Source organism: Kitasatospora sp. NPDC056800 (assembly GCF_042789775.1).
In the GTDB taxonomy this organism is placed as follows: domain Bacteria; phylum Actinomycetota; class Actinomycetes; order Streptomycetales; family Streptomycetaceae; genus Kitasatospora.
In genome coordinates this window covers 1-18,741 of record NZ_JBHUAL010000188.1, presented here as the reverse complement: position 1 = coordinate 18,741, position 18,741 = coordinate 1, and the positions used below count along the sequence as shown (strand labels likewise).

Sequence of the window (18,741 nt, the reverse complement as noted above, 5' to 3'; positions counted from 1 at the left end):
TATACCCCCCCCCCCGTCCTTCTTTTTTGTTGTTGGGGGGGGGGGTTTTGTTTTTTTTACCCCCCCCCGCGCGGCCGCCCCCCGCGGGGGGGGCCGGGGGCCCCCCCCCCCCGACGCCGTGCGCCGCCCCGCCGGGGAAGCCCTACCCGCCCCAGCCCACGTCCTGGAAGCGCGGCCACCCGAAGCCGTACGCGCCCGCGCCGACCACCCCGGTCCGGACCCCGACCAGCTCCGGCCGCTGGTAGAGCGGCACCGAGTGCCCGAGCTGCCAGATCCGTACGTCCGCCTCCTGGAGCAGGTCGAGCCGGGCCGCCGGGTCCGGTTCGGCGGCCGCCCGGTCGAACAGCCGGTCGATCTCCTCGGTGCCGCCGCGGCCGAAGTTGCCGCCCGGGTCCGGCACGCCGTCGGGGTCCGGCCGGGGCTTGGCGTAGGCGGGGCGCTGCTCGCTCGCCGGGCTGGGGCCGACCGGCCGGGAGAAGAGCGCGAGGTCGTAGTCCCCGGCCGCCAGGTGCTCCCCGACGAAGGACTCGGCGGGCACGGGCACCTGCCGCACCGCGATCCCGGCGTCCCCGAGGCCGGCGGTGAGCGCGTCGGCGGTGCGCTTGGCGGTCGCCGAACCGGCCGGGAGCAGCAGCGAGAGGGAGAGCGGCTTGCCGCCCCTGCTCCGGACGCCCCCGCCGGTGGGCCGCATCCAGCCCGCCTCGTCCAGCAGCAGGCCCGGGTCCGCCTGGTCGACCGCGCCGCTGTTGTCCCGGTAGCCCTCCTGGTCGCCGGCGAGCAGGTGGCTGCCCAGCGGTGCGGCGGGCAGGCCGAGCGGGGTGAGCGCGGCGGCGGCGATCCGCTGCCGGTCGACGGCCCGGGTGAGGGCCCGGCGCACCAGCGGGTCGGTCAGCGGGGCGCGCTCGGCGTTGAGGGTGAGCTGGGTGAGCGAGGCCGCGGCGGCCCGGTGCACGGTGACGCCGGGCAGCGACTCGGCCCGCCGCAGTGCCAGCGCCGCCGACTCGGGCGCGGCCTCGGGCGGCGGCGCGACGGAGGGTGAGGCGGAGGCGGGAGCGGTGGAGGCATCGGCGGCCGGGGCCGGCACCGCCCGGTCCACCGCCGCGGTGAGCGGGGCGACGTCCAGCCGGTCCTGGTCCAGCGCGTCCAGCCGCTGCTCGGGCGGCGAGGCGAGGAAGTCGATCCGGTCGGCCTTCGCCGGCTCGCCCCACCAGAGCGGGTTGCGCACCACGGTGACCGTCCCGCCCTCGGCGTCGTACCGGGAGAGGGTGTACGGCCCGGCGCTCGGCCGGTCGCCGCCGGTCAGCGCCCGGTCGAAGTCGGCCGGGGTGGCCGTCTCGGCGGCCGGGTAGAGCGGCCCGAACAACGAGCGCCACTCCGCGTACGGCCGCCGGAAGGTCACCCGCACCTCGTGCGGGTCGGCGCCCGGGGCGACCGACTCGACGGCGTCGTACCCGGCCGCCCGCCCGCCCCGGTACGCGAGGTCCAGGCCGGACAGCGCGGTCCGCTGGGCGTCGAGGTCGGCGGCCGAGACCGGGGTGCCGTCGCTCCAGACGGCGCGCGGGTTCAGCCGGTACGTCACCACCTGCGGCGACTGCCCGGGCGGGGTGGACTCGGCGCCCTCCAGGTAGTCCGGGTCGGGGGCGAGCCGGCCGTGCTCGTCGGGCCGGAACAGCGAGGGGTACAGCGCGTGGGCGAGCAGCGCCGAGTCGGCGGTCGCCGCGCCCTGGTAGACGTTCAGCGTGGCCGGGACGCGGTCGAGGGCCCAGCGCAGCGTGCCGCCGTCCCGGACGGCGGCGCGGTCGACCGGCCCGACGTCCCCGGTGGTGGCGGTGGGCTCGGCCGGGGCGGGCACGGCGGCGGGGGTGCGGGCGGGGCCCGGGTCGTCGGAGCAGCCGCCGAGACCGGCGGCGAGCAGCAGCGCGGCGGCTGCGGCGGTGAGCTGGCGGACGCGCATGGCGGCCATCGAACGCCGCCCCGGGCGCCCGGCCCGTGCCGACACGGCGGGCGGCCGGGCGACTGCACCCGTCCGGCCCACCGATCCGGGCCGTTACAGCCCGAGCTCGAACCAGACGATCTTGCCCTTGGGCGTGCGCCGGCTGCCCCAGCGCTCGGCCAGCAGGCTGACCAGCTGCAGGCCGCGCCCGCCCTCGTCGGTCTCCTGCGCGCGCCGCTGCCGGGGCTGCGCGTAGCCGTCGTCCCAGACCTCGCAGACCAGGCCGCGCTCGCGCAGCAGCCGCAGCCGGATCTCGCCCCGCCCGTGCTTGAGCGCGTTGGTGACCAGCTCGCTGACCAGCAGCTCGGTGGTGTCGACCAGCTCGTCCAGCCCCCGGGCGAGCAGCCAGCTGCACGCCAGCTCGCGGGCCTTGGCCACCGAGGTGGGCTCGGGCGGCAGGAACCAGTTGCCGACGGCGTCCTCGGGGAAGGCGTGCACCTTGGCCATCAGCAGGGCGATGTCGTCCTCGCCGTGGTGCGGGTTGAGCTCGCCGAGCACGTGGTCGCAGAGGTCCTCCAGCCCCTTGCCCCCGTCGGAGAGCGCGGAGCGGAAGGCCCGCAGGCCCTCGTCCAGCTGGTGCTTGCGGCTCTCCACCAGGCCGTCGGTGTAGAGCGCGAGCACGGCGCCGTCCGGGAGGGTCAGCTCGACCTCCTCGAAGGGCTCGCCGCCGACGCCGAGCGGCAGGCCGGGCGGCACGTCGAGCATCCGGGAGCTCTCGCCGGGGCTGAGCAGGACGGGCGGCAGGTGGCCGGCGTTGGCGAAGACGCAGCGGCGGGTGACGGCGTCGTAGACCGCGTAGACGCAGGTCGCCAGGTAGACCTCGCGGGCCTCCTCGTCGGCCGTCGAGGTGAGCCGCCCGTACGGGGTGGGCGGGCCGGCCGGCACCGAGTCGTCGCCGAGGCCGCGGGCGATCTCGTCCAGGGCGCCGAGCACCTCGGCGGGGTCGAGGTCGAGCATCGCCAGGGTTCGGACGGCGGTGCGCAGCTGGCCCATCGCGACGGCGGCGCGCAGTCCGCGGCCCATCACGTCGCCGATGACCAGCGCGGTGCGGTTGCCGGGCAGCGGGATGACGTCGAACCAGTCGCCGCCGACCTCGGTGTTGTTGTTGCTGGGCAGGTAGCGGCAGGCGATCTCCAGGCCGCTGGCGGCCGGGTTGCCCGGGGGCAGCAGGCTGCGCTGGAGGATCAGCGCCCGCTCGTGCTCGCGCCGGTAGAGCCGGGCGTTGTCGATGCAGACGGCGGCGCGGGCGACCAGTTCCTCGGCGATCGCGACGTCGCGGGCGTCGAAGGGCTCGCTGCCGATCGCCCGGGAGAGCTGGACGAGGCCGAGCACCTGGTCGCGGGCGACCAGCGGGACGATCAGGGTGGAGCGCAGCAGCGGGTCGCGCCCGGGCTCGGGGACGACGCTGCGGCCGGTGCGCAGCGCCCGGGCGTGCGGGGAGCGGCGCGGGTAGCAGAGGGTGCCGCCGGCCTCGGCGATCGGCAGGCCGGTGACCGAGCCGAGCACCGAGGAGGCGCCGCCGACCACGCTGGAGACGGCGACCCGGCGCAGTTCGCCGCTGCCGTCGGTGAGCACGGTGTCGCCGAGCCGGCCGGCGCTGGGCACGGTCTCGCCGGAGAGCAGCGCGGTGTAGAGGTCGACGGTCGCGAGGTCGCAGAACGGCGGGACGACGACGTCCAGCAGTTCCTTGGCGGTGGTCTCCAGGTCGAGCGTGGAGCCGATGTGCGCGCTGGCCTCGTTGAGCAGGGCCAGGTTGCGGCGCACCCCGTCGGCCTCGCGCTCGGCGACGTGCCGGCTGGTGACGTCGGAGACCTGCCCGGCGACGCCCATGGTCTGCCCGGCGGAGCCGTTCAGGCGGTACAGCGAGACGGCCCAGAGCCGGTTGCCGTCGCGGGTCGGGACGGCGCCGTGGAAGCGCAGGTCGAAGACGGGCTCGCCGGTGGCCACGACCTTGCGCAGGGCGGCGGTGAGCCGGTCGGCCTCGGACGGCGGGAAGAGGTCGTGCGGGGTGAGGCCCTCCAGGTCGGTGGGGACCAGTCCCATCCCGGAGGCGAAGGCGTCGTTGACCCGCTGCAGCCGCAGCCGGTCGTCGAACAGCACGAAGCCGGTGGGCGTCTGCCCGAAGACGGCCTCGGAGGCGGCCAGGTCGGTCTCGATCCGGCGCAGCCGCCCGAGGTCGACGGCCAGGCAGGTGGCGCCCGCGGTGGGCAGGGCGCTGTCGGGCATCAGGTAGAGCTCGGCGAGGCCCTCGCCGCCGTCGGCGTCCCGGTACGGGGTGGTGCCGACCCACTCCTCGCCCGCCAGGGTGCGCTCCAGCCGGGCCCGGCCGCGCTGCCAGAGCTCGCGGGGGACGAAGGTGGTGACCGGGTCGGCGCCGACGGCCTCGGCGGCCGGGATGCCGAAGAACTCGGCGGCGCGCTCGCTCCACTGGCTGATCCGCCCGTCGGGGCCGATCGCGAAGGTGGCGACCCGGATGTAGTCGTAGATCGAGCCGGGGTCGCCGGCGCCCCAGGCGCGGTCCTCGGCGACGGGGTGGTGGCCGCGCCCGGCGACCGCGCCGTCCGGTACGGGCAGGTGCGCGGAACCGGCCTGCCCGGGTACAGCGGCATGACCGCTGCTGCTCGGCGACACGCTCCGCGCCGGAGTGCTGTTCAACGGACCGACCCCTCCAACCCGCGACCGTCCGGATGTCGAGAAGACCGAGTATTCATCATCGAGGGGTACGTTCACACGCCCTCAACATCACAACATCAGATCGGGCGAAGGTTTTTGTCCTACCGCCCGCGCAACCACAATGCCACGCTCGCGCCCCCTTCCGGAGCGCGCGCTCCCCCTGAGCGCCCGATGGCATATGCGACCCCGCTCCCCTGCTGTTCGTTCCGCTCACGATCCATCGGGCTCACTACCCGGCAGCGCCTGCTCGAACCAGACCACCTTGCCGATGCCCTCGGCCCGGGCGCCCCAGCGCAGTGCCAGCCGGTGGACCAGCTCCAGACCGCGCCCGCCCTCGTCGGCCTCGGCCGCGTGCCGCTCCCGGGGCGGGTCGGGCAGCGGGTCGGAGATCTCGACCAGCAGCGTCTCACCGAGCGTCAGCCGCACCCCGATGGGGGCGCTGGCGTACCGGACGGCGTTCGTGACCAGCTCGCTGACCAGCAGTTCGGCGGTGTCGGTGAGCTCCTCGACGCCCCACTCGACGAGGGTGGCGCGGACCAGCCGGCGGGCCCGGGAGACGGCGGTGGGCTCGGCCGGCAGGGTCCAGCCCGCCGTCGGGGTGCCGGCCTGGCCGTGGCCGAGCCGGGCCAGCAGCAGCGCGACGTCGTCCGGCTCCCGCCCCTGCTCCATGGTGTCCAGCACCGCCTCGCAGGCGGCCTGGATGGAGGCGTGCGGCCCCTGGAGCACGGTGACCAGCCGGCCGAGGCCGACGTCCAGGTCCTTGTCCCGGGACTCGACCAGGCCGTCGGTGCACAGCGCCAGCAGGCTGCCCTCGGGGATCTTCAGTTCGACCGACTCGAACGGGACTCCGCCCACCCCGAGCGGGGCGCCGGAGGGCAGGTCGAGGATGCGGCCGGCGCCGCCGGGCAGCGGGCCGCCGGTGCGGGTCGGCTCCGCGGCGTCCTCGCCCGGCACCACCAGCACCGGCGGGATGTGCCCGGCCTTGGCGACGGTGAGCCGGGCCGTCGCCGGGTCGAAGACCGCGTAGACGCAGGTGGCCAGCAGCGCCTCGTCCGGGCCCTGGGCGAGGTCGTCGGCCAGCTCGTGGACGTGCCGCAGCAGGACGTCCGGCGGCAGGTCGAGGGCGGCCAGCACCCGGACGGCGGTGCGCAGCCGCCCCATCGTGGCGGCGGCCCGCAGGCCGTGGCCCATCACGTCGCCGACCACCAGCGCGGTGCGGTCGCCGGGCAGCGGGATGACGTCGAACCAGTCGCCGCCGACCTCGGTGCCGCTGCTGCCGGGCACGTACCGGTAGGCGACCTCGACGCCGGTGGGCTGCGGGACCTGCTGCGGGAGCAGGGTGCGCTGGAGGGTGAGCGCGGCGGTGCGCTCGCGGGCGTAGAGGCGGGCGTTGTCCAGCGAGCTGCCGGCCCGGTCGGCCAGTTCGACGGTGAAGGCCAGGTCGTCCCGGTCGAAGCCCTCGCGGTAGCCGGCCCGGCTGACCAGCAGCAGGCCGATCACGATGCCGCGGGCGCGCAGCGGCACGACCAGCATCGAGTGCACGCCCAGGTCCCGGGCGGCCTGCATCTTCGGGTCTCCGGGGTAGGTGACGTCGTCCAGCTGGTCGGCGCCGGACAGCAGCTCGGGCACACCGGTGCGCAGCACCCGGCCGCAGACCGACTCCTCGGCGAAGGTGATCCGGGCGCCGCGGCGCAGCATCACGTCCACCTCGGGGCCGTCCTGGACGGAGGCGGTGCCGAGCTGGAGCAGCGAGGTGCGCCGGTCGTGGCCGTGCCGGGGCAGGTCGTCACCGTGCGCGACGGCCTGGAGCAGGACCACCGCCGAGTGGTCGGTCAGCCGGGGGACGACCGAGCCGGCCAGCTCCTGGGCGATCCGGGAGGCGTCCAGCAGGTCGCCGACCCGGGAGCCGAACTCGTTGAGCAGCGAGAGCCGGCGCCGGGCGTGCTCGACCTTGGCGACCGCCCGGTAGCGCTCGGTCACGTCCATCACGGTGCCGGAGATGCCGAGCACCCGGCCGGAGCGGTCCGTCATCCGGCTGTAGGAGATCGAGCGGTAGCCGGCCCGGGTGGTGACCGGGGAGGCCAGGGTGACGTCGATGACCGGCTCGCCGGTGGCCAGCACCTGGCGCTGGATGGCGGTGATCTCGTCGGCGGCCCGCTCCGGCAGGGTCTCGCCGGTGGTGCGGCCGACGTGGTCGTCCGGGGCGACGCCGTTCATCTCGGCGAGGGTCCGGTTGACGGCCGTGTAGCGCAGGCCGGTGTCCATGATGGCGATGCCCAGCGGGGACTGCTCGAACAGCGCGTCGCGCACCGCGAGGTCCCGTTCGACGGCCTGGACGGCGGCCGCCTCGGCCATGTTGACCTGGAGGAACGGGGTGCCGTCGCCGTCCACCAGGAGGGAGATCCGGGCGTCCACGGCGACCGGGGCGCCGTCCCGGTCGCGCAGCTCGGCGTAGCCGGCCCAGCGGCCGTGCCGCAGGGTGTCCTGGATCGCGCCCCGGATCCGGGCGACCTGCTCCCGGTCGGGGATCAGCTCGTCGATCCGGCGGCCGACCAGCAGCTCGTTCGGCCAGCCGAGCAGCTCCTCGGCGGCGGGGCTCCAGAGCACCACCCGGCCCGCGGTGTCCAGGATCGCGATGGCGACCTTGAGCATGTCCAGCAGGCTGCCGCCGGCGGGCGTGCCGGGGGTGCCCGAGGCGTCGGCCGGACCGCCGGGGAACGGCCGGGCGGGGCGTCCGCGCAGGCCGCCCCGGGTGCCCGGCTCGGCCACCGCCAGGGTCGGCGCCGGCTGGTCGGGCCGTCCGGTGTCGGGCCGCGCGGTGTCGGGGGCCTCGACGGTGCCCCGGCGGCGGGCGGCCGGCGACTGGGGGGCGGCCGGACGGGCGGCGCGGCGCAGTCGGGCGCGGGCGGCGGCGCTCCCCGCGGAGCCTGCCCGCCGCTCTCCCCCGCCGCCGTTCCCGGTACTCGACACCGACGGGGCCTCCGGCTCTGGTCGGGATCGGCGTCGCCGGCTGGGGACGGCTCACCGATGGTGACGAATAGTGCCGAAAAGTGACATACCCAGCAGCATCCAGGCTATCCCGGCCCCGGGGTCGTCTTGTCCGATTGACCTACCCGGCGGACTGCGCGTCGCCCACCGCCGACGCGCCGTCGGCGGCGCCCGCCGGGGCGCCCGCGAGCAGCCGGGCGACGTGCGGCAGCACGTCACGGTCGTGGTCGATCCAGTCCACGGCGTCCAGCTCGTCCGGGCCCAGCCAGCGCAGCGCGTCGTGGTCCTGCAGTGCGCGCGGCTCGCCGGACAGCAATTCGGCGGCCCAGAAGCGCAGCTCCAGGCCGGGGCGCACGGCCCACGCGCCCGGCAGCCGGACCAGCGCGCGCGCCCGGACGCCGAGCTCCTCCAGCAGCTCCCGCTCCAGCGCCTGCGCCTCGGTCTCCCCCGGCTCGGCCTTCCCGCCGGGGAACTCCCACCGGCCGGCCACCGCCTCGGGCGCGCTGCGCCGGGCGGCGAGCACCCGGCCGCGGTGGACCAGCGCACCGCCGACCACGATCCGGGGCGGGGCGGCGGGGGCGTCGGGGGCGGGGGCGTGGGTCGCGTCCATGGGCCCGACCCTACGGTCTGCGGTCGGGCCCGGGCGTCCGCGGAGGGCTCAGGCGTCGCGGAGGGCTCAGGCGTTGCGGACCGTCCCGTCCGCCGGTTCGGGCCGGGATGCCTCCCCGTCCTCCTCGACCCAGTACAGCTGCTTGTGGCCGCGGGCCTCGAACTCGGCGGCCAGCCGCCGGGCCTCCGCCCGGTCGAGGTCCTTGGCGACCAGGAAGCGGTTGCCGTTGTCGTCCTGCCGCATCACCCGGTGGGTACCCATGGCCGGAGAGTACCGGGGGCTCCCGCGGGCCGGCCCGCCCCGGGGCGGACGGGCTGGTCCCCGGCTCGCGTGGGGGTCGGGCCGGGGACGTGCCCACGACCGTACGGCCGGCGGGTTACCGGCAGGTACGGGCCCGGTCAACGGCCGGTAACCGCGCCTCCGGACGGCTCAGACCCGCAGGTCGGGCGCCTGCTCCCCGGTCGACAGGTCCAGCCCGCGGCGGATCTCCAGGGCCGTCGGCGTCGTCCTGGCCTCCAGCGCCCTGGCCTTGCGGAGGTCGCCCGCCAGGTCGGTGCCGGAGGCCGCGGCGTCCCAGGCGGCGGCCGCCTGCGACTTGGCCTCGGCCAGCTTGGCGATCCTCGGCTGGACGTCGGCCGGCCAGGCCACCCCCGTCCTGGCCAGCACCGCCGCCTGGGTCCGGGAGGCGGAGGCCACCCGGCGCGCCCAGGCCCGGTAGTCGGCCTCGGCCTCGGCGACCTCCCGCTCCGGCTGGTCCAGGTAGTCGTCGTTGAAGGTCCGGGCGGCCTCCAGATAGGCCAGCTGGGGCGCGGTCAGGTGGCTGCGGTCGGTGCGGACGGTGCCCCGGTGCCGGTCCTCGCGGTCCTCGTAGGCGCAGGTCACGTACCGCGAGCCGGACGCCCAGTTCTTCTCGGTCGGGTAGAGGTAGACGTCCTCCATGCCGTCGGGGACGGCCCACTGGTCGAGCGCGTAGCCGCTCAGCACCTGGCGGCACAGCCGGCCGGCCGACTCGCGGGCCGCGCGCTCGCCCGGGTAGGCGCCGGCGCCGAGCAGGAGGTCGGCGGTGCCCGCCACCTCGCCGTGGTGCGGCTCGGTGCAGGCCACCCGGTGCACCCAGTACACCGTCTCGTCGCCGCCCCCGTCCGCCGTCGACCCGCCCTGGGGGGAGTCGTAGCAGTCGCCGGCCTTGAGGTCGGACCAGTGCACCGAGCCGGCCGGCGCCTTCGGGGGCAGGCCGGAGCGGCCGGCCCGCGCCGAGCTGAAGTCGGCCGCGCCGAGCAGCAGGGCCATCAGCACCGTGCCGATCGTGCCGAGCACCAGGCCGGTCACCGCCATGCCGGAGCCGCGCTCCTTGCGGCGGTTGATCTGGACCAGCGCGAGGACGCCGAACACCAGGGCCACCGGGGCCACCAGGAGCAGGCCGGTGACCAGGGAGCCGACGGCGAAGCCGTTGGTCGGGGCGGGGCCGGGGACGAACCCGGGGCCGACGAACCCGGGGCCTGGCGCGCCGACCGGGCCCTGGCCGGGGGCCGGGGCGTACGGGTGGCCGGGCTGGAAGCCGGACTGGGCGGCGGGGGTGACGGAGGCCCAGCCCCCGGCGGGCAGCGGGTGCGGCGGCTGGGGCGGGGCGGCCGACGGCGGGACGGCCTGCGGGGCCGGGGCCGGGGCGGCGGACGGGCCGGCGGAGAGGTCGGGGGCGGCCCAGGGGTCGACGGGGGCGGTGGGGGCGGTGGGGCCCGCCGGCTCGGCGGCGCTCGCGGGCTCGGCCGGGTTCGTCGGCTCGGCCGGGCTCGTGGGCTCGACCGGCACCGTTGGCTCGGCGGCGGCCTTGCGGAAGTCCACCCGGGGGTCCTGACCGGCCGTCGGCGCCTCCGTCGCGTCCGTACCCCCCGTGCCCGCGTCCACGCCCGTACCCGCGCCCGTACCCGCGTCGGCTCCCGTGGCCGCGGACGGCTCCGGCTCCGGCCCCGGGACGGGCGGCTCGGACTCAGGCTTGGACACGTGGACTCCCCCAACCCACCGGGGCGGGCATCGGCTCGGCGCTCGGCACCATGGCTCCGCGCCACGGCTCGGACCCGAACGGACCCTCACGGGCCCGATCTGAACGGTCGCGCGACTTTACCCGATTTTTCCGAACACCTGCCCTACTTTCCGGGCCGCCCTCCGCCCGCTCAGCCGCGGGCCAGGACCTCCCCGTGCAGCATCGAGAACCAGCCGTCCCCGGCGGCGCTCCACTCCCGCCAGCCGTCCGCGATCCGCTCCGGCTCGTCCTGCTCCGCGAAGCCCAGCCCGACCGCCGTCCGGCCCAGCGCGGTGCCCGTCACCCGGTCCGCCCACATCCCGCCCCACCAGGCGCGCTGCTCGGGCGTCGCGAACGTCCAGGTGGAGGAGCTCGCGGTGACCTCGGTGAAGCCGGCCGCGCGGGCCCAGGACAGCAGCCGCCGGCCGGCGTCCGGCTCGCCGCCGTTGGCGCGGGCGGTCCGCCGGTACAGCTCCAGCCACCGGTCCAGCGCGGGCGCCTCCGGGAACCAGGTCATGGAGGCGTAGTCGACATCGCGGACCGCGACCACGCCGCCCGGCGCCGTCACCCTCCGCAGCTCGCGCAGCGCGGCCACCGGGTCGGCCACGTGCTGGAGCACCTGGTGGGCGTGCACCACGTCGAACTCGCCGTCCCGGTAGGGCAGCCGGTGCACGTCGGCGCACTCGAAGGCGACGTTGGACAGCCCCCGCCCGGCGACGTGTCCGGCGGCCTGCTCCAGCACCTCGGCGGAGGCGTCCACCGCGACCACCCGCCCCTGCGGGCCGACCAGCGCGGCCAGGTCCGCGGTGATCGTGCCGGGACCGCAGCCGACGTCCAACAGGGCCTGGCCGGGCCGCAGTTCGGGCAGCAGGTAGCCGGCCGAGTCGGCGGCGGTGCGGGAGCGGTGCGAGCGCAGCACGGCCTCCTGGTGGCCGTGGGTGTAGACGGCGGCGGGCTGCGGTCCGGTCATGAGGTCCCCCCTGGGCGCGGTCGGCCGCGGTGCTCCGCGACACCCCCAACGCTACTCCTCGTCCCGGATGGCGAGAAGATCCGTCTCGTATTCCGGTCACCGCAGGCCGGGGCCGCACCCGGCCGCCGTACCGTGGAGGCGCCCCCGACAGAACGGTCCCCACCCATGCCCGGCCCGCGCCCCTACGTCCTGCTGAGCGCCGCCGTCTCGCTCGACGGCCACCTCGACGACGCCTCCCCCGACCGGCTGCTGCTCTCCAACGCCGCCGACTTCGACCGGGTCGACGAGGAGCGCGCCGCCGCCGACGCCGTCCTGGTCGGCGGCAACACGCTGCGCGCCGACAACCCCCGGCTGCTGGTCAACGACCCCGGGCGCCGGGCCGCCCGGCTGGCGGCCGGCCGGCCCGAGTACCCGCTGAAGGTGACGCTCAGCGCGAGCGGCGAACTCGACGCCGGCCTGCGGTTCTGGCACACCGGCGGCGCCCGGCTCGCCTACACCACGGAGGCCGGGGCGGCGGTGCTGCGCCCCCGGCTGGACGGGCTGGCCGAGGTGGTCGCGCTGGGCGACGCGGTGGACCTCGGCGCGGTGCTGGACGACCTGGGCGCCCGCGGGGTGCGCCGGCTGATGGTCGAGGGCGGCGGGGGCGTGCACACCCAGTTCCTGGCCCAGGGCCTGGCGGACGAACTCCAGCTGGCCGTCGCCCCGCTGCTGGTCGGCCAGGCCGACGCGCCCCGGTTCGTCCGCCCGGCCGCGTTCCCGGGCGGTCCGGCCCGGCGGATGCGGCTGCTGGAGGCACGTACCGTGGGCGACGTCGTCCTGCTCAGGTACGCCCCGAAGGAGCCCGCGCCGTGACCCAGTCCGCCTCCACCGACCTCGTCCACCTGCGCCGGGCCGTCGACCTCTCCCGCCGCTGCCCGCCGTCCGAGACGGCCTTCTCGGTCGGCGCGGTGATCGTCGGCGCCGACGGCACGGTGCTGGCGGAGGGCTACAGCCGGGAGGCGGACCCGCACGACCACGCCGAGGAGGCCGCCCTGGCCAAGCTCCCTGCGGGCGACCCGCGGCTGCGCGGGGCGACGGTCTACAGCTCGCTGGAGCCCTGCGGGCAGCGCGCCTCGCGGCCGATGCCGTGCGCCCGGCTGCTCCTCGCGGCGGGCGTGCCGCGGGTGGTGGTCGCCTGGCGCGAGCCGGACCTGTTCGTCACCGACTGCCAGGGCACCGCGCTGCTGACGGCGGCCGGGGTCGAGGTGGTGGAGCTGTCGGAGCTGGCCGAGGAGGCCCGGGCGGTCAATGCCCACCTGCTCGGATGATCTTTTGTATCATCGAGAAACAAAGAGCTCGCATTCTCCGGCTCTCCCGTCGCCACACTCCCCGAGGAGCCGCCCCATGACCGCTGCCCCCGTCCGGCTGACCGCCCGCGCCCTCCTCCTGGACATGGACGGCACCCTCGTCAACTCCGACGCCGTGGTCGAGCGCTGCTTCAGCCGCTGGGCCGAGCGGAACGGCCTGGACCCCGCCGAGGTGCTCGCCGTCGCCCACGGCCGCCAGGGCCACGCGACCATGGCCCTCCTGCTGCCCGACCGCCCGGCCGAGCTCAACCTGGCCGACAACGAGCGGATCCTCGCCGAGGAGCGCGCCGACACCGAGGGCGTCGTCCCGGTGCCCGGCGCCGCCGCCTTCCTCGCCTCGCTGACCGGCCTCCCGCACGCCCTGGTCACCTCCGCCGACCTGCCGCTCGCCCGGATCCGGATGACCGCCGCCGGGCTCCCGATGCCGTCCGTCCTGGTCACCGCCGAGTCCGTCGGCGCCAGCAAGCCCGACCCCGAGGGCTTCCTCAAGGGCGCCGCCGACCTCGGCTTCGCCCCCGCCGACTGCCTCGCCTTCGAGGACTCCGGCGCCGGCATCGCCGCCGCCAAGGCCGCCGGCGTCCGCGTCGTCGGCGTCGGCCCGCGCGCCCTCCCCCACCACCCGGACGCCCACGCCGACACCCTCACCACCGTCACCGTCACCGCCGCCCCCGACGGCCTCCTCACCGTCACCGTCGGCTGACCCCGGAAACACCGCACCGCCCGGACCCCGTACGAACACGGGGCCCGGGCGGTCCGGGTACGCGGCGGCGGCCGGCCGTCAGACGTTGCAGCGGAACTCCACCACACCGTTGCGACCCAGGAAGTCACACTTCCGGACGCCATAGGATCAGCACCGAACCAGTATCACCACCACCGCCGCGGGCACCCGGAGCGTCAGTCCGTCACTCCGGATTCATTCTCGTCTCCCTGCCGATCCAGCAATGCCTCAATGGTCTCGAAATTCCAACCGCACATCTCGGTAAGGAAATTCTGAAGACTCTCCTGGACGGCCTGTTCGCGCAACTTGAGGAACTCTACCGTCCTCCCCGCGGCAAGCATGGCAGCCATATCGATGGTGATCGCATGAGATGCGAGAATATCCCTCCATTCGGCATCCCCGAGATGCATCGGCTGCATAGCGATAAGGCTGTCCACCTCATTGGCGGGGAGTTTATCCGAACTGAGAATGATCCGATTCCCGGCCGAGAACCTGTGGCTACTTCCCACATTTCTGGGGTTGACGATGTAGCCGATCGCCGTGGCCGCGGTATTGGAATCGCCGATAGAGCGAGCCAGGCGGGGCTGTTCGATACTGTCCGCCGCCACCAGGTCGCGCGGCCCCAGGGCCCAGAGTGAACACAGGATGATCTTGCCGGCTCCCTCATTCGTCCGAAGGCGCGCCGCATTGGGAACGGAACGCTCGGATCTCTCGACCACGTCGATGAGGCCTTGCAGCGATTCACTCATCGAACGGGGAGAAATTTTGTAGTTTTGAGTCCTCATCGCCCCCGTGGCGCTGCCGCGGAAGATGTAGGGCCCCACTACCGAGGCACGCCAGAACCAGCGCCTGAGGGCATCCAAAGCATCCGGCCCGGGGTCAGGGTGATGAGCGAAGAAGCGCGACAACACCACCAGGAGGAAACGATAGGGCAACAACTGGAAGTGCGGGACGCCCACCTTCTCCTGGACGAACGTCACGGCTCGCAGCAGGGCTTCCTCGCCCGCCTTGTAGGCCGCGTCGCGATCCTCACGACCATCCTCGAATTCATGGTGGATATCCCGTGTGACATCAGGGCCACGCCGGGCCAGGATCGCCCTCAGGATAGTATCGTCGTCAATCCCACCAAACTGCCGCTCGACATTGATCCCGTGGGCGATCCGCTCGATCGTGAGAGTCTCGTCCTGCTTCGCCTCATCACCCGCATATAGGGCCGAGAACACCTCGGCACGCTTGAGTCTCTTCCCGTAGTTGTTCATGCGGTCGAAAATGTCCTGCAGGACGTCCGGGCTGCCCTGTTTGACGACATAAGCGGGAATCGGAAATTGGCGGATCCGTTTCGTCACACTGGTCGCGGCGTCAAGGTAGTCGGCGATCTCTGGATGCCGCGCGAACCATTTGAGGATCTGCTGGAGATCGAACACCACCGGCAATGGAATGATCAAGGGGTCCGGCGAGAGCGGGGACGAAATGAATGCTCCCGTCCGCAGGTTGTACGAGAGTGCAAATCGCTGATCAGCCTGACCTGACGAATCCAACGCATTCGCCAGTGCCGTGATTCGCTGCTGGCCGTCTACGACCCATTGGGCCGCATCCGTGGCGGGAGCGTCGATACGCAATGCCCCCAGACTGACACGCTGCTCGGCAGCAGGACGCTCCCACAGGAGAAGGCTACCCACCGGGTATCCCTTCACTATGCTGTCGAACAGGCGCCGAACATCCTCACGCGCCCATCGGAAACCCCGCTGAAAATGCGGCACGCGAATCTCACCGTTCCACGCCGCCGTGACCAATGCCTCAACATCAAACGTGGCGGCCGCCGGCCTCTCATTCAGGCTGGACATACCCAGCCCCCCTCCTCAAGCCATGAAACCCACCGGAGTGGCCTGTCGCGATCAGGATCGCAGTGTGCGACCAATCGTGAGGGAGGAGTAAGGATCTCGACACACAACTTCTCTTACCCGCGTATAATCGCGCGGCCTGGACCAGGCTGCGGAAGGATGCCCCGTGGGCTTACGACACCTGGGCAGGTACGCCGAAGGGGTCGGACTTCCCCTGGAAGTCCGACCCCTTGTACGGGAGTTGCGCTAACCGGTCAGACGTTGAAGCGGAACTCCACGACGTCGCCGTCCTGCATGACGTACTCCTTGCCCTCGATGCGGGCCTTGCCCTTGGCGCGGGCCTCGGCGATGGAGCCGGTCTCGACCAGGTCGGCGAAGGAGATCACCTCGGCCTTGATGAAGCCCTTCTGGAAGTCGGTGTGGATGACTCCGGCGGCCTCGGGGGCGGTGGCGCCCTTCTTGATGGTCCAGGCGCGGGTTTCCTTGGGGCCGGCCGTCAGGTAGGTCTGGAGGCCGAGGGTGTTGAAGCCGACCCGGGCGAGGGTGGCGAGGCCGGGCTCCTCCTGGCCCATGGACTGGAGCAGCTCCAGGGCCTCGGCGTCGTCCAGCTCGATCAGCTCGGACTCGATCTTGGCGTTCAGGAAGATCGCCTCGGCCGGGGCGACCAGCTCGCGCTGGGCGTCCTTGAAGTCCTCGTCGGCCAGCTCGGCCTCGTCCACGTTGAAGACGTAGAGGAAGGGCTTGGCGGTCAGCAGGTGGAGGTCGCGGATCGGGGCGGTGTCGAAGCCGGCCTCGAAGAGGGTCTTGCCGGTCTCCAGGATCGCCTGCGCGGCCTCGGCGGCGGCCAGCACGGGGGCGGCGTCCTTCTTGAGGCGCGCCTCCTTCTGGAGCCGCGGCAGGACCTTCTCGATGGTCTGGAGGTCGGCCAGGATCAGCTCGGTGTGGATGGTCTCGATGTCGTCCTTGGGCGACACCTTGCCGTCCACGTGCACCACGTCCGGGTCGGTGAAGGCGCGCACGACCTGGCAGATCGCGTCGGACTCGCGGATGTTGGCGAGGAACTTGTTGCCCAGGCCCTCGCCCTCGCTGGCGCCGCGCACGATGCCGGCGATGTCGACGAAGTCGACGGTGGCCGGGAGGATGCGCTGGGAGCCGAAGATCTCGGCGAGCTTGGCCAGCCGCGCGTCCGGGACGCCCACCACGCCGACGTTCGGCTCGATGGTGGCGAACGGGTAGTTGGCCGCCAGCACGTCGTTCTTGGTCAGGGCGTTGAACAGGGTCGACTTGCCGACGTTCGGCAGGCCGACGATTCCGATCGTGAGCGACATGAAGCGCAGTCCCGTGGGCTTGGAGGAGTTGGGTCGGCACCGTACGGGCCGACCCCCAAGTCTACGGGCAGCCCCCGCTCCGCCTCACTCCTCGGTCGGCGCCGCCCGGGGCTCCAGGAACTCCAGCCGGTTGCCCAGCTTGTCGTCGGCGTAGAAGCGCCGGTGGCCGGGCAGGTTGTCGTCCCAGGTCACCGGGTGGCCGTGCGCGGCGAGGCGGTCGGCGAGGGCGTCCAGCGAACGGACCAGGATGCCCGGGTGCCCCTTGCGGGACGGACGGAAGTCCGGGGCCACGCCCAGGTGCACCTCGACCCCGCCGCCGCGGAACCAGCAGCCGCCGCGGGCGGCCAGCACCGGCGGCTTCGCCGGCTCGGTCATGCCGAGCACTCCGGACCAGAAGGCGCGGCACTCGTCCTCGGCGCCGGCCGGGATGTCGAGCTGGACGTGGTCGAGCCGTTCGAAGGTGAAATCGGTCATGCTGTTCCCCCGTGGAGAGACCCGTGAACGGATCCGGTGGTCGTCGTGTGCCGACTCGATCGGGCAGGTCAGCCGACCTGCGCGACGACCTGAGTGACGATCACATCAGTACTCCGTCCGGAGACACGGGACAAGACCTGAACGGTCCATTACACAGTGTGGCGATGATCGGACCGTACGTTGGGCGGGTGGAGCAGAGCATCCGTACCCAGCCGCCAGGGCCCAGACGCCGTCCGCCGACCGGCGCGGCCGCAGCCGCCGTCCCCGGTCCAGGCCGGGCTCCCGAGACCGCCGGAGCCCCCTCCGGACCCGCCCCCGGCTCCCGCCCGCGCCCTTCGGCCGGCCCGTCCGCCGCGCGCCCGGCCGCCCCCCGGCCGCGCCTGCGCCTGCCGCTGCGCGGGCGCGGCGACGAGCCGCTGTACGGGCGGCGGCGCACCGGCCGGCCGACCCGGCTGACGGCCATCGGCACCGGGCTGGTCGCCGTCCTGGCGACGCTCGCGGTGGCGGGCGTGGACCGGCTGCTGTTCGACGGCCTGGGCTGGCTGTTCGGCCTCGGCTACCTGGTGGTCTGCTTCCAGCTCGCCGTCCGGGTGCGCTACGCCGACCTGCTGGCCGCACCGATCAGCGGGCCGATCGCCTTCGCCCTCGCGCTGCTGCTGCTCGAACCGGTGGGCTCCCCGGGCGTCACCGCCCAGGTGGTCTCGCTGGCGACCGGGCTGGCGCTGCGGGCCGGCTGGCTGTTCTCCGGTACCGGGCTGGCCGCGCTGATCGTGCTCGCCCGGTTCGTCGCCCAGCGCCGGATCCAGCGCTCCCGCTGAGCGGCGGCGCCGCGCGAGCGCCCCTCAGCCCTCGGCCCGGGCCGCCGCCATGGCGGCCCCGACGATGCCCGCGTCGTTGCGCAGCTCCGCCGGCACCACCCGTGCCCGGCGGTCCTTCAGCAGCGGCAGGAACTTCTCGTGCTTGCGGCTCACCCCGCCGCCGATCACGATCAGCCCCGGCGAGAAGAGCATCTCCACCAGGTCCAGGTACTCGTCGACCCGCCCGGCCCACTGCTCCCAGTCCAGCCCGTGCCGCTCCTTGGCGGCCGAGGAGGCCCGGCGCTCGGCGTCCTTGCCGCGCAGCTCCAGGTGGCCCAGCTCGGTGTTGGGCACCAGCGTCCCGTCGACGAACAGGGCGCTGCCGATGCCGGTGCCGAAGGTGAGCACCAGGACCACGCCCGACTCGCCCCGCCCGGCACCGTGGGTCAGTTCGGCCAGCCCGGCCGCGTCCGCGTCGTTCAGGACGGTCGCGGGCATGCCGAGCGCCTGGCGGAAGAGGCCCGCCGCGTCCAGGCCGATCCAGCCCTTGTCCACGTTGGCGGCCGTCCTGGTGTGACCGTCGACGACCACGCCGGGGAAGGTCAGCCCGACCGGGCCCTGGTGGTCGAAGTGGCGGACCACCTCGCAGACGGCGGCGACCACGGCCTCGGGGGCGGACGGCTGCGGGGTGAGCACCTTCCGGCGCTCCTCGGCGAGCACGCCCCGGGCGAGGTCGACGGGCGCGCCCTTGATCCCCGAGCCGCCGATGTCCACGCCGAATACCGCCGTCATCACGTCCGCCCTCCGCCGTCGGCCGCGGACGGGCGTCCGCGGCCGGTGCCTTGTCCACAGCCTGTGCACAAAGCTACGAGAGCGCGCCCGGGCGCGCACAGCGGAAGGGGCCCGCCCCCCCCCCGGGGGGGGGGGCCCGGGGGGGTTAAAAAAAAAAAAGACCCCCCCACAAAAAAAAAAACAGGGAGGGG

General features: G+C 74.3%; 13 protein-coding genes and 1 pseudogene. 3 read left to right on the top strand and 11 right to left on the bottom strand.

Annotation, left to right across the window (positions count from 1 at the left end; translation table 11 throughout):
- Nucleotides 1-142: 142 nt before the first annotated feature.
- From ACFRQN_RS31650 to ACFRQN_RS31620, 7 genes are all read right to left on the bottom strand, one after another.
- Nucleotides 143-1,954, bottom strand: coding sequence for an ABC transporter family substrate-binding protein (locus tag ACFRQN_RS31650; protein WP_380743722.1), 1,812 nt, complete (start codon nt 1,952-1,954; stop codon nt 143-145).
- A gap of 93 nt (nt 1,955-2,047) precedes the next feature.
- Nucleotides 2,048-4,648 (bottom strand): SpoIIE family protein phosphatase, encoded by a 2,601-nt coding sequence (locus tag ACFRQN_RS31645; RefSeq protein WP_380743720.1) that lies wholly within the window; start codon nt 4,646-4,648, stop codon nt 2,048-2,050.
- A 228-nt stretch (nt 4,649-4,876) separates the two neighbouring features.
- A complete protein-coding gene (locus ACFRQN_RS31640; protein ID WP_380743717.1) occupies nt 4,877-7,636 on the bottom strand; it encodes a SpoIIE family protein phosphatase in 2,760 nt (919 codons plus the stop codon).
- Between the two features lie 139 nt (nt 7,637-7,775).
- Nucleotides 7,776-8,264 carry an NUDIX domain-containing protein gene (locus ACFRQN_RS31635; protein WP_380743715.1) on the bottom strand — a complete coding sequence of 163 codons (489 nt, stop codon included), beginning with the start codon at nt 8,262-8,264 and terminating at the stop codon, nt 7,776-7,778.
- 66 nt (nt 8,265-8,330) lie between these two features.
- Nucleotides 8,331-8,525, bottom strand: a complete 195-nt coding sequence (locus tag ACFRQN_RS31630; RefSeq protein WP_380743713.1) for an SPOR domain-containing protein — start codon at nt 8,523-8,525, stop codon at nt 8,331-8,333.
- 168 nt (nt 8,526-8,693) lie between these two features.
- Nucleotides 8,694-10,265, bottom strand: a complete 1,572-nt coding sequence (locus tag ACFRQN_RS31625) for a DUF4190 domain-containing protein (RefSeq protein ID WP_380743711.1) — start codon at nt 10,263-10,265, stop codon at nt 8,694-8,696.
- A 170-nt stretch (nt 10,266-10,435) separates the two neighbouring features.
- Nucleotides 10,436-11,254, bottom strand: a complete 819-nt coding sequence (locus ACFRQN_RS31620) for a methyltransferase domain-containing protein (protein ID WP_375874158.1) — start codon at nt 11,252-11,254, stop codon at nt 10,436-10,438.
- Between the two features lie 165 nt (nt 11,255-11,419).
- Here ACFRQN_RS31620 and ACFRQN_RS31615 point away from each other — a divergent pair.
- Both ACFRQN_RS31615 and ACFRQN_RS31610 read left to right on the top strand, forming a co-directional pair.
- Nucleotides 11,420-12,561, top strand: a pseudogene (locus ACFRQN_RS31615) (dihydrofolate reductase family protein).
- Nucleotides 12,562-12,637: 76 nt separating this feature from the next.
- Nucleotides 12,638-13,300 (top strand): HAD-IA family hydrolase, encoded by a 663-nt coding sequence (locus tag ACFRQN_RS31610; protein WP_074001343.1) that lies wholly within the window; start codon nt 12,638-12,640, stop codon nt 13,298-13,300.
- Between the two features lie 194 nt (nt 13,301-13,494).
- Here ACFRQN_RS31610 and ACFRQN_RS31605 read toward each other — a convergent pair whose 3' ends face one another.
- The 3 genes from ACFRQN_RS31605 to ACFRQN_RS31595 all read right to left on the bottom strand — a co-directional run bounded on the left by ACFRQN_RS31605 (nt 13,495) and on the right by ACFRQN_RS31595 (nt 16,961).
- Nucleotides 13,495-15,162 (bottom strand): DUF262 domain-containing protein, encoded by a 1,668-nt coding sequence (locus ACFRQN_RS31605; RefSeq protein WP_380743709.1) that lies wholly within the window; start codon nt 15,160-15,162, stop codon nt 13,495-13,497.
- Nucleotides 15,163-15,413: 251 nt separating this feature from the next.
- Nucleotides 15,414-16,487: a redox-regulated ATPase YchF gene (gene ychF / locus ACFRQN_RS31600; protein WP_380743707.1), complete on the bottom strand. Its 1,074-nt coding sequence runs from the start codon at nt 16,485-16,487 to the stop codon at nt 15,414-15,416.
- Nucleotides 16,488-16,571: 84 nt separating this feature from the next.
- Nucleotides 16,572-16,961 (bottom strand): VOC family protein, encoded by a 390-nt coding sequence (locus ACFRQN_RS31595; protein WP_380743705.1) that lies wholly within the window; start codon nt 16,959-16,961, stop codon nt 16,572-16,574.
- Between the two features lie 188 nt (nt 16,962-17,149).
- Here ACFRQN_RS31595 and ACFRQN_RS31590 point away from each other — a divergent pair, with 188 nt between their 5' ends.
- Nucleotides 17,150-17,779, top strand: coding sequence for a DUF6542 domain-containing protein (locus ACFRQN_RS31590; protein ID WP_380743703.1), 630 nt, complete (start codon nt 17,150-17,152; stop codon nt 17,777-17,779).
- 24 nt (nt 17,780-17,803) lie between these two features.
- Here ACFRQN_RS31590 and ppgK read toward each other — a convergent pair whose 3' ends face one another.
- Entirely contained in the window at nt 17,804-18,550 is a 747-nt protein-coding gene (gene ppgK, locus ACFRQN_RS31585) for a polyphosphate--glucose phosphotransferase (protein ID WP_074001336.1), read from the bottom strand.
- Nucleotides 18,551-18,741 lie beyond the last annotated feature (191 nt).

Excerpts from the sequence above, each read along its gene's own strand:
- ACFRQN_RS31650 (WP_380743722.1), bottom strand. The coding sequence starts at position 1,954 with ATGCGCGTCCGCCAGCTCACCGCCGCAGCCGCCGCGCTGCTGCTCGCC.
- ACFRQN_RS31635 (WP_380743715.1), bottom strand. The coding sequence starts at position 8,264 with ATGGACGCGACCCACGCCCCCGCCCCCGACGCCCCCGCCGCCCCGCCC.
- ACFRQN_RS31630 (WP_380743713.1), bottom strand. The coding sequence starts at position 8,525 with ATGGGTACCCACCGGGTGATGCGGCAGGACGACAACGGCAACCGCTTC.
- ACFRQN_RS31620 (WP_375874158.1), bottom strand. The coding sequence starts at position 11,254 with ATGACCGGACCGCAGCCCGCCGCCGTCTACACCCACGGCCACCAGGAG.
- ACFRQN_RS31610 (WP_074001343.1), top strand. The coding sequence starts at position 12,638 with ATGACCGCTGCCCCCGTCCGGCTGACCGCCCGCGCCCTCCTCCTGGAC.
- ACFRQN_RS31605 (WP_380743709.1), bottom strand. The coding sequence starts at position 15,162 with ATGTCCAGCCTGAATGAGAGGCCGGCGGCCGCCACGTTTGATGTTGAG.
- ychF (WP_380743707.1), bottom strand. The coding sequence starts at position 16,487 with ATGTCGCTCACGATCGGAATCGTCGGCCTGCCGAACGTCGGCAAGTCG.
- ACFRQN_RS31595 (WP_380743705.1), bottom strand. The coding sequence starts at position 16,961 with ATGACCGATTTCACCTTCGAACGGCTCGACCACGTCCAGCTCGACATC.
- ppgK (WP_074001336.1), bottom strand. The coding sequence starts at position 18,550 with ATGACGGCGGTATTCGGCGTGGACATCGGCGGCTCGGGGATCAAGGGC.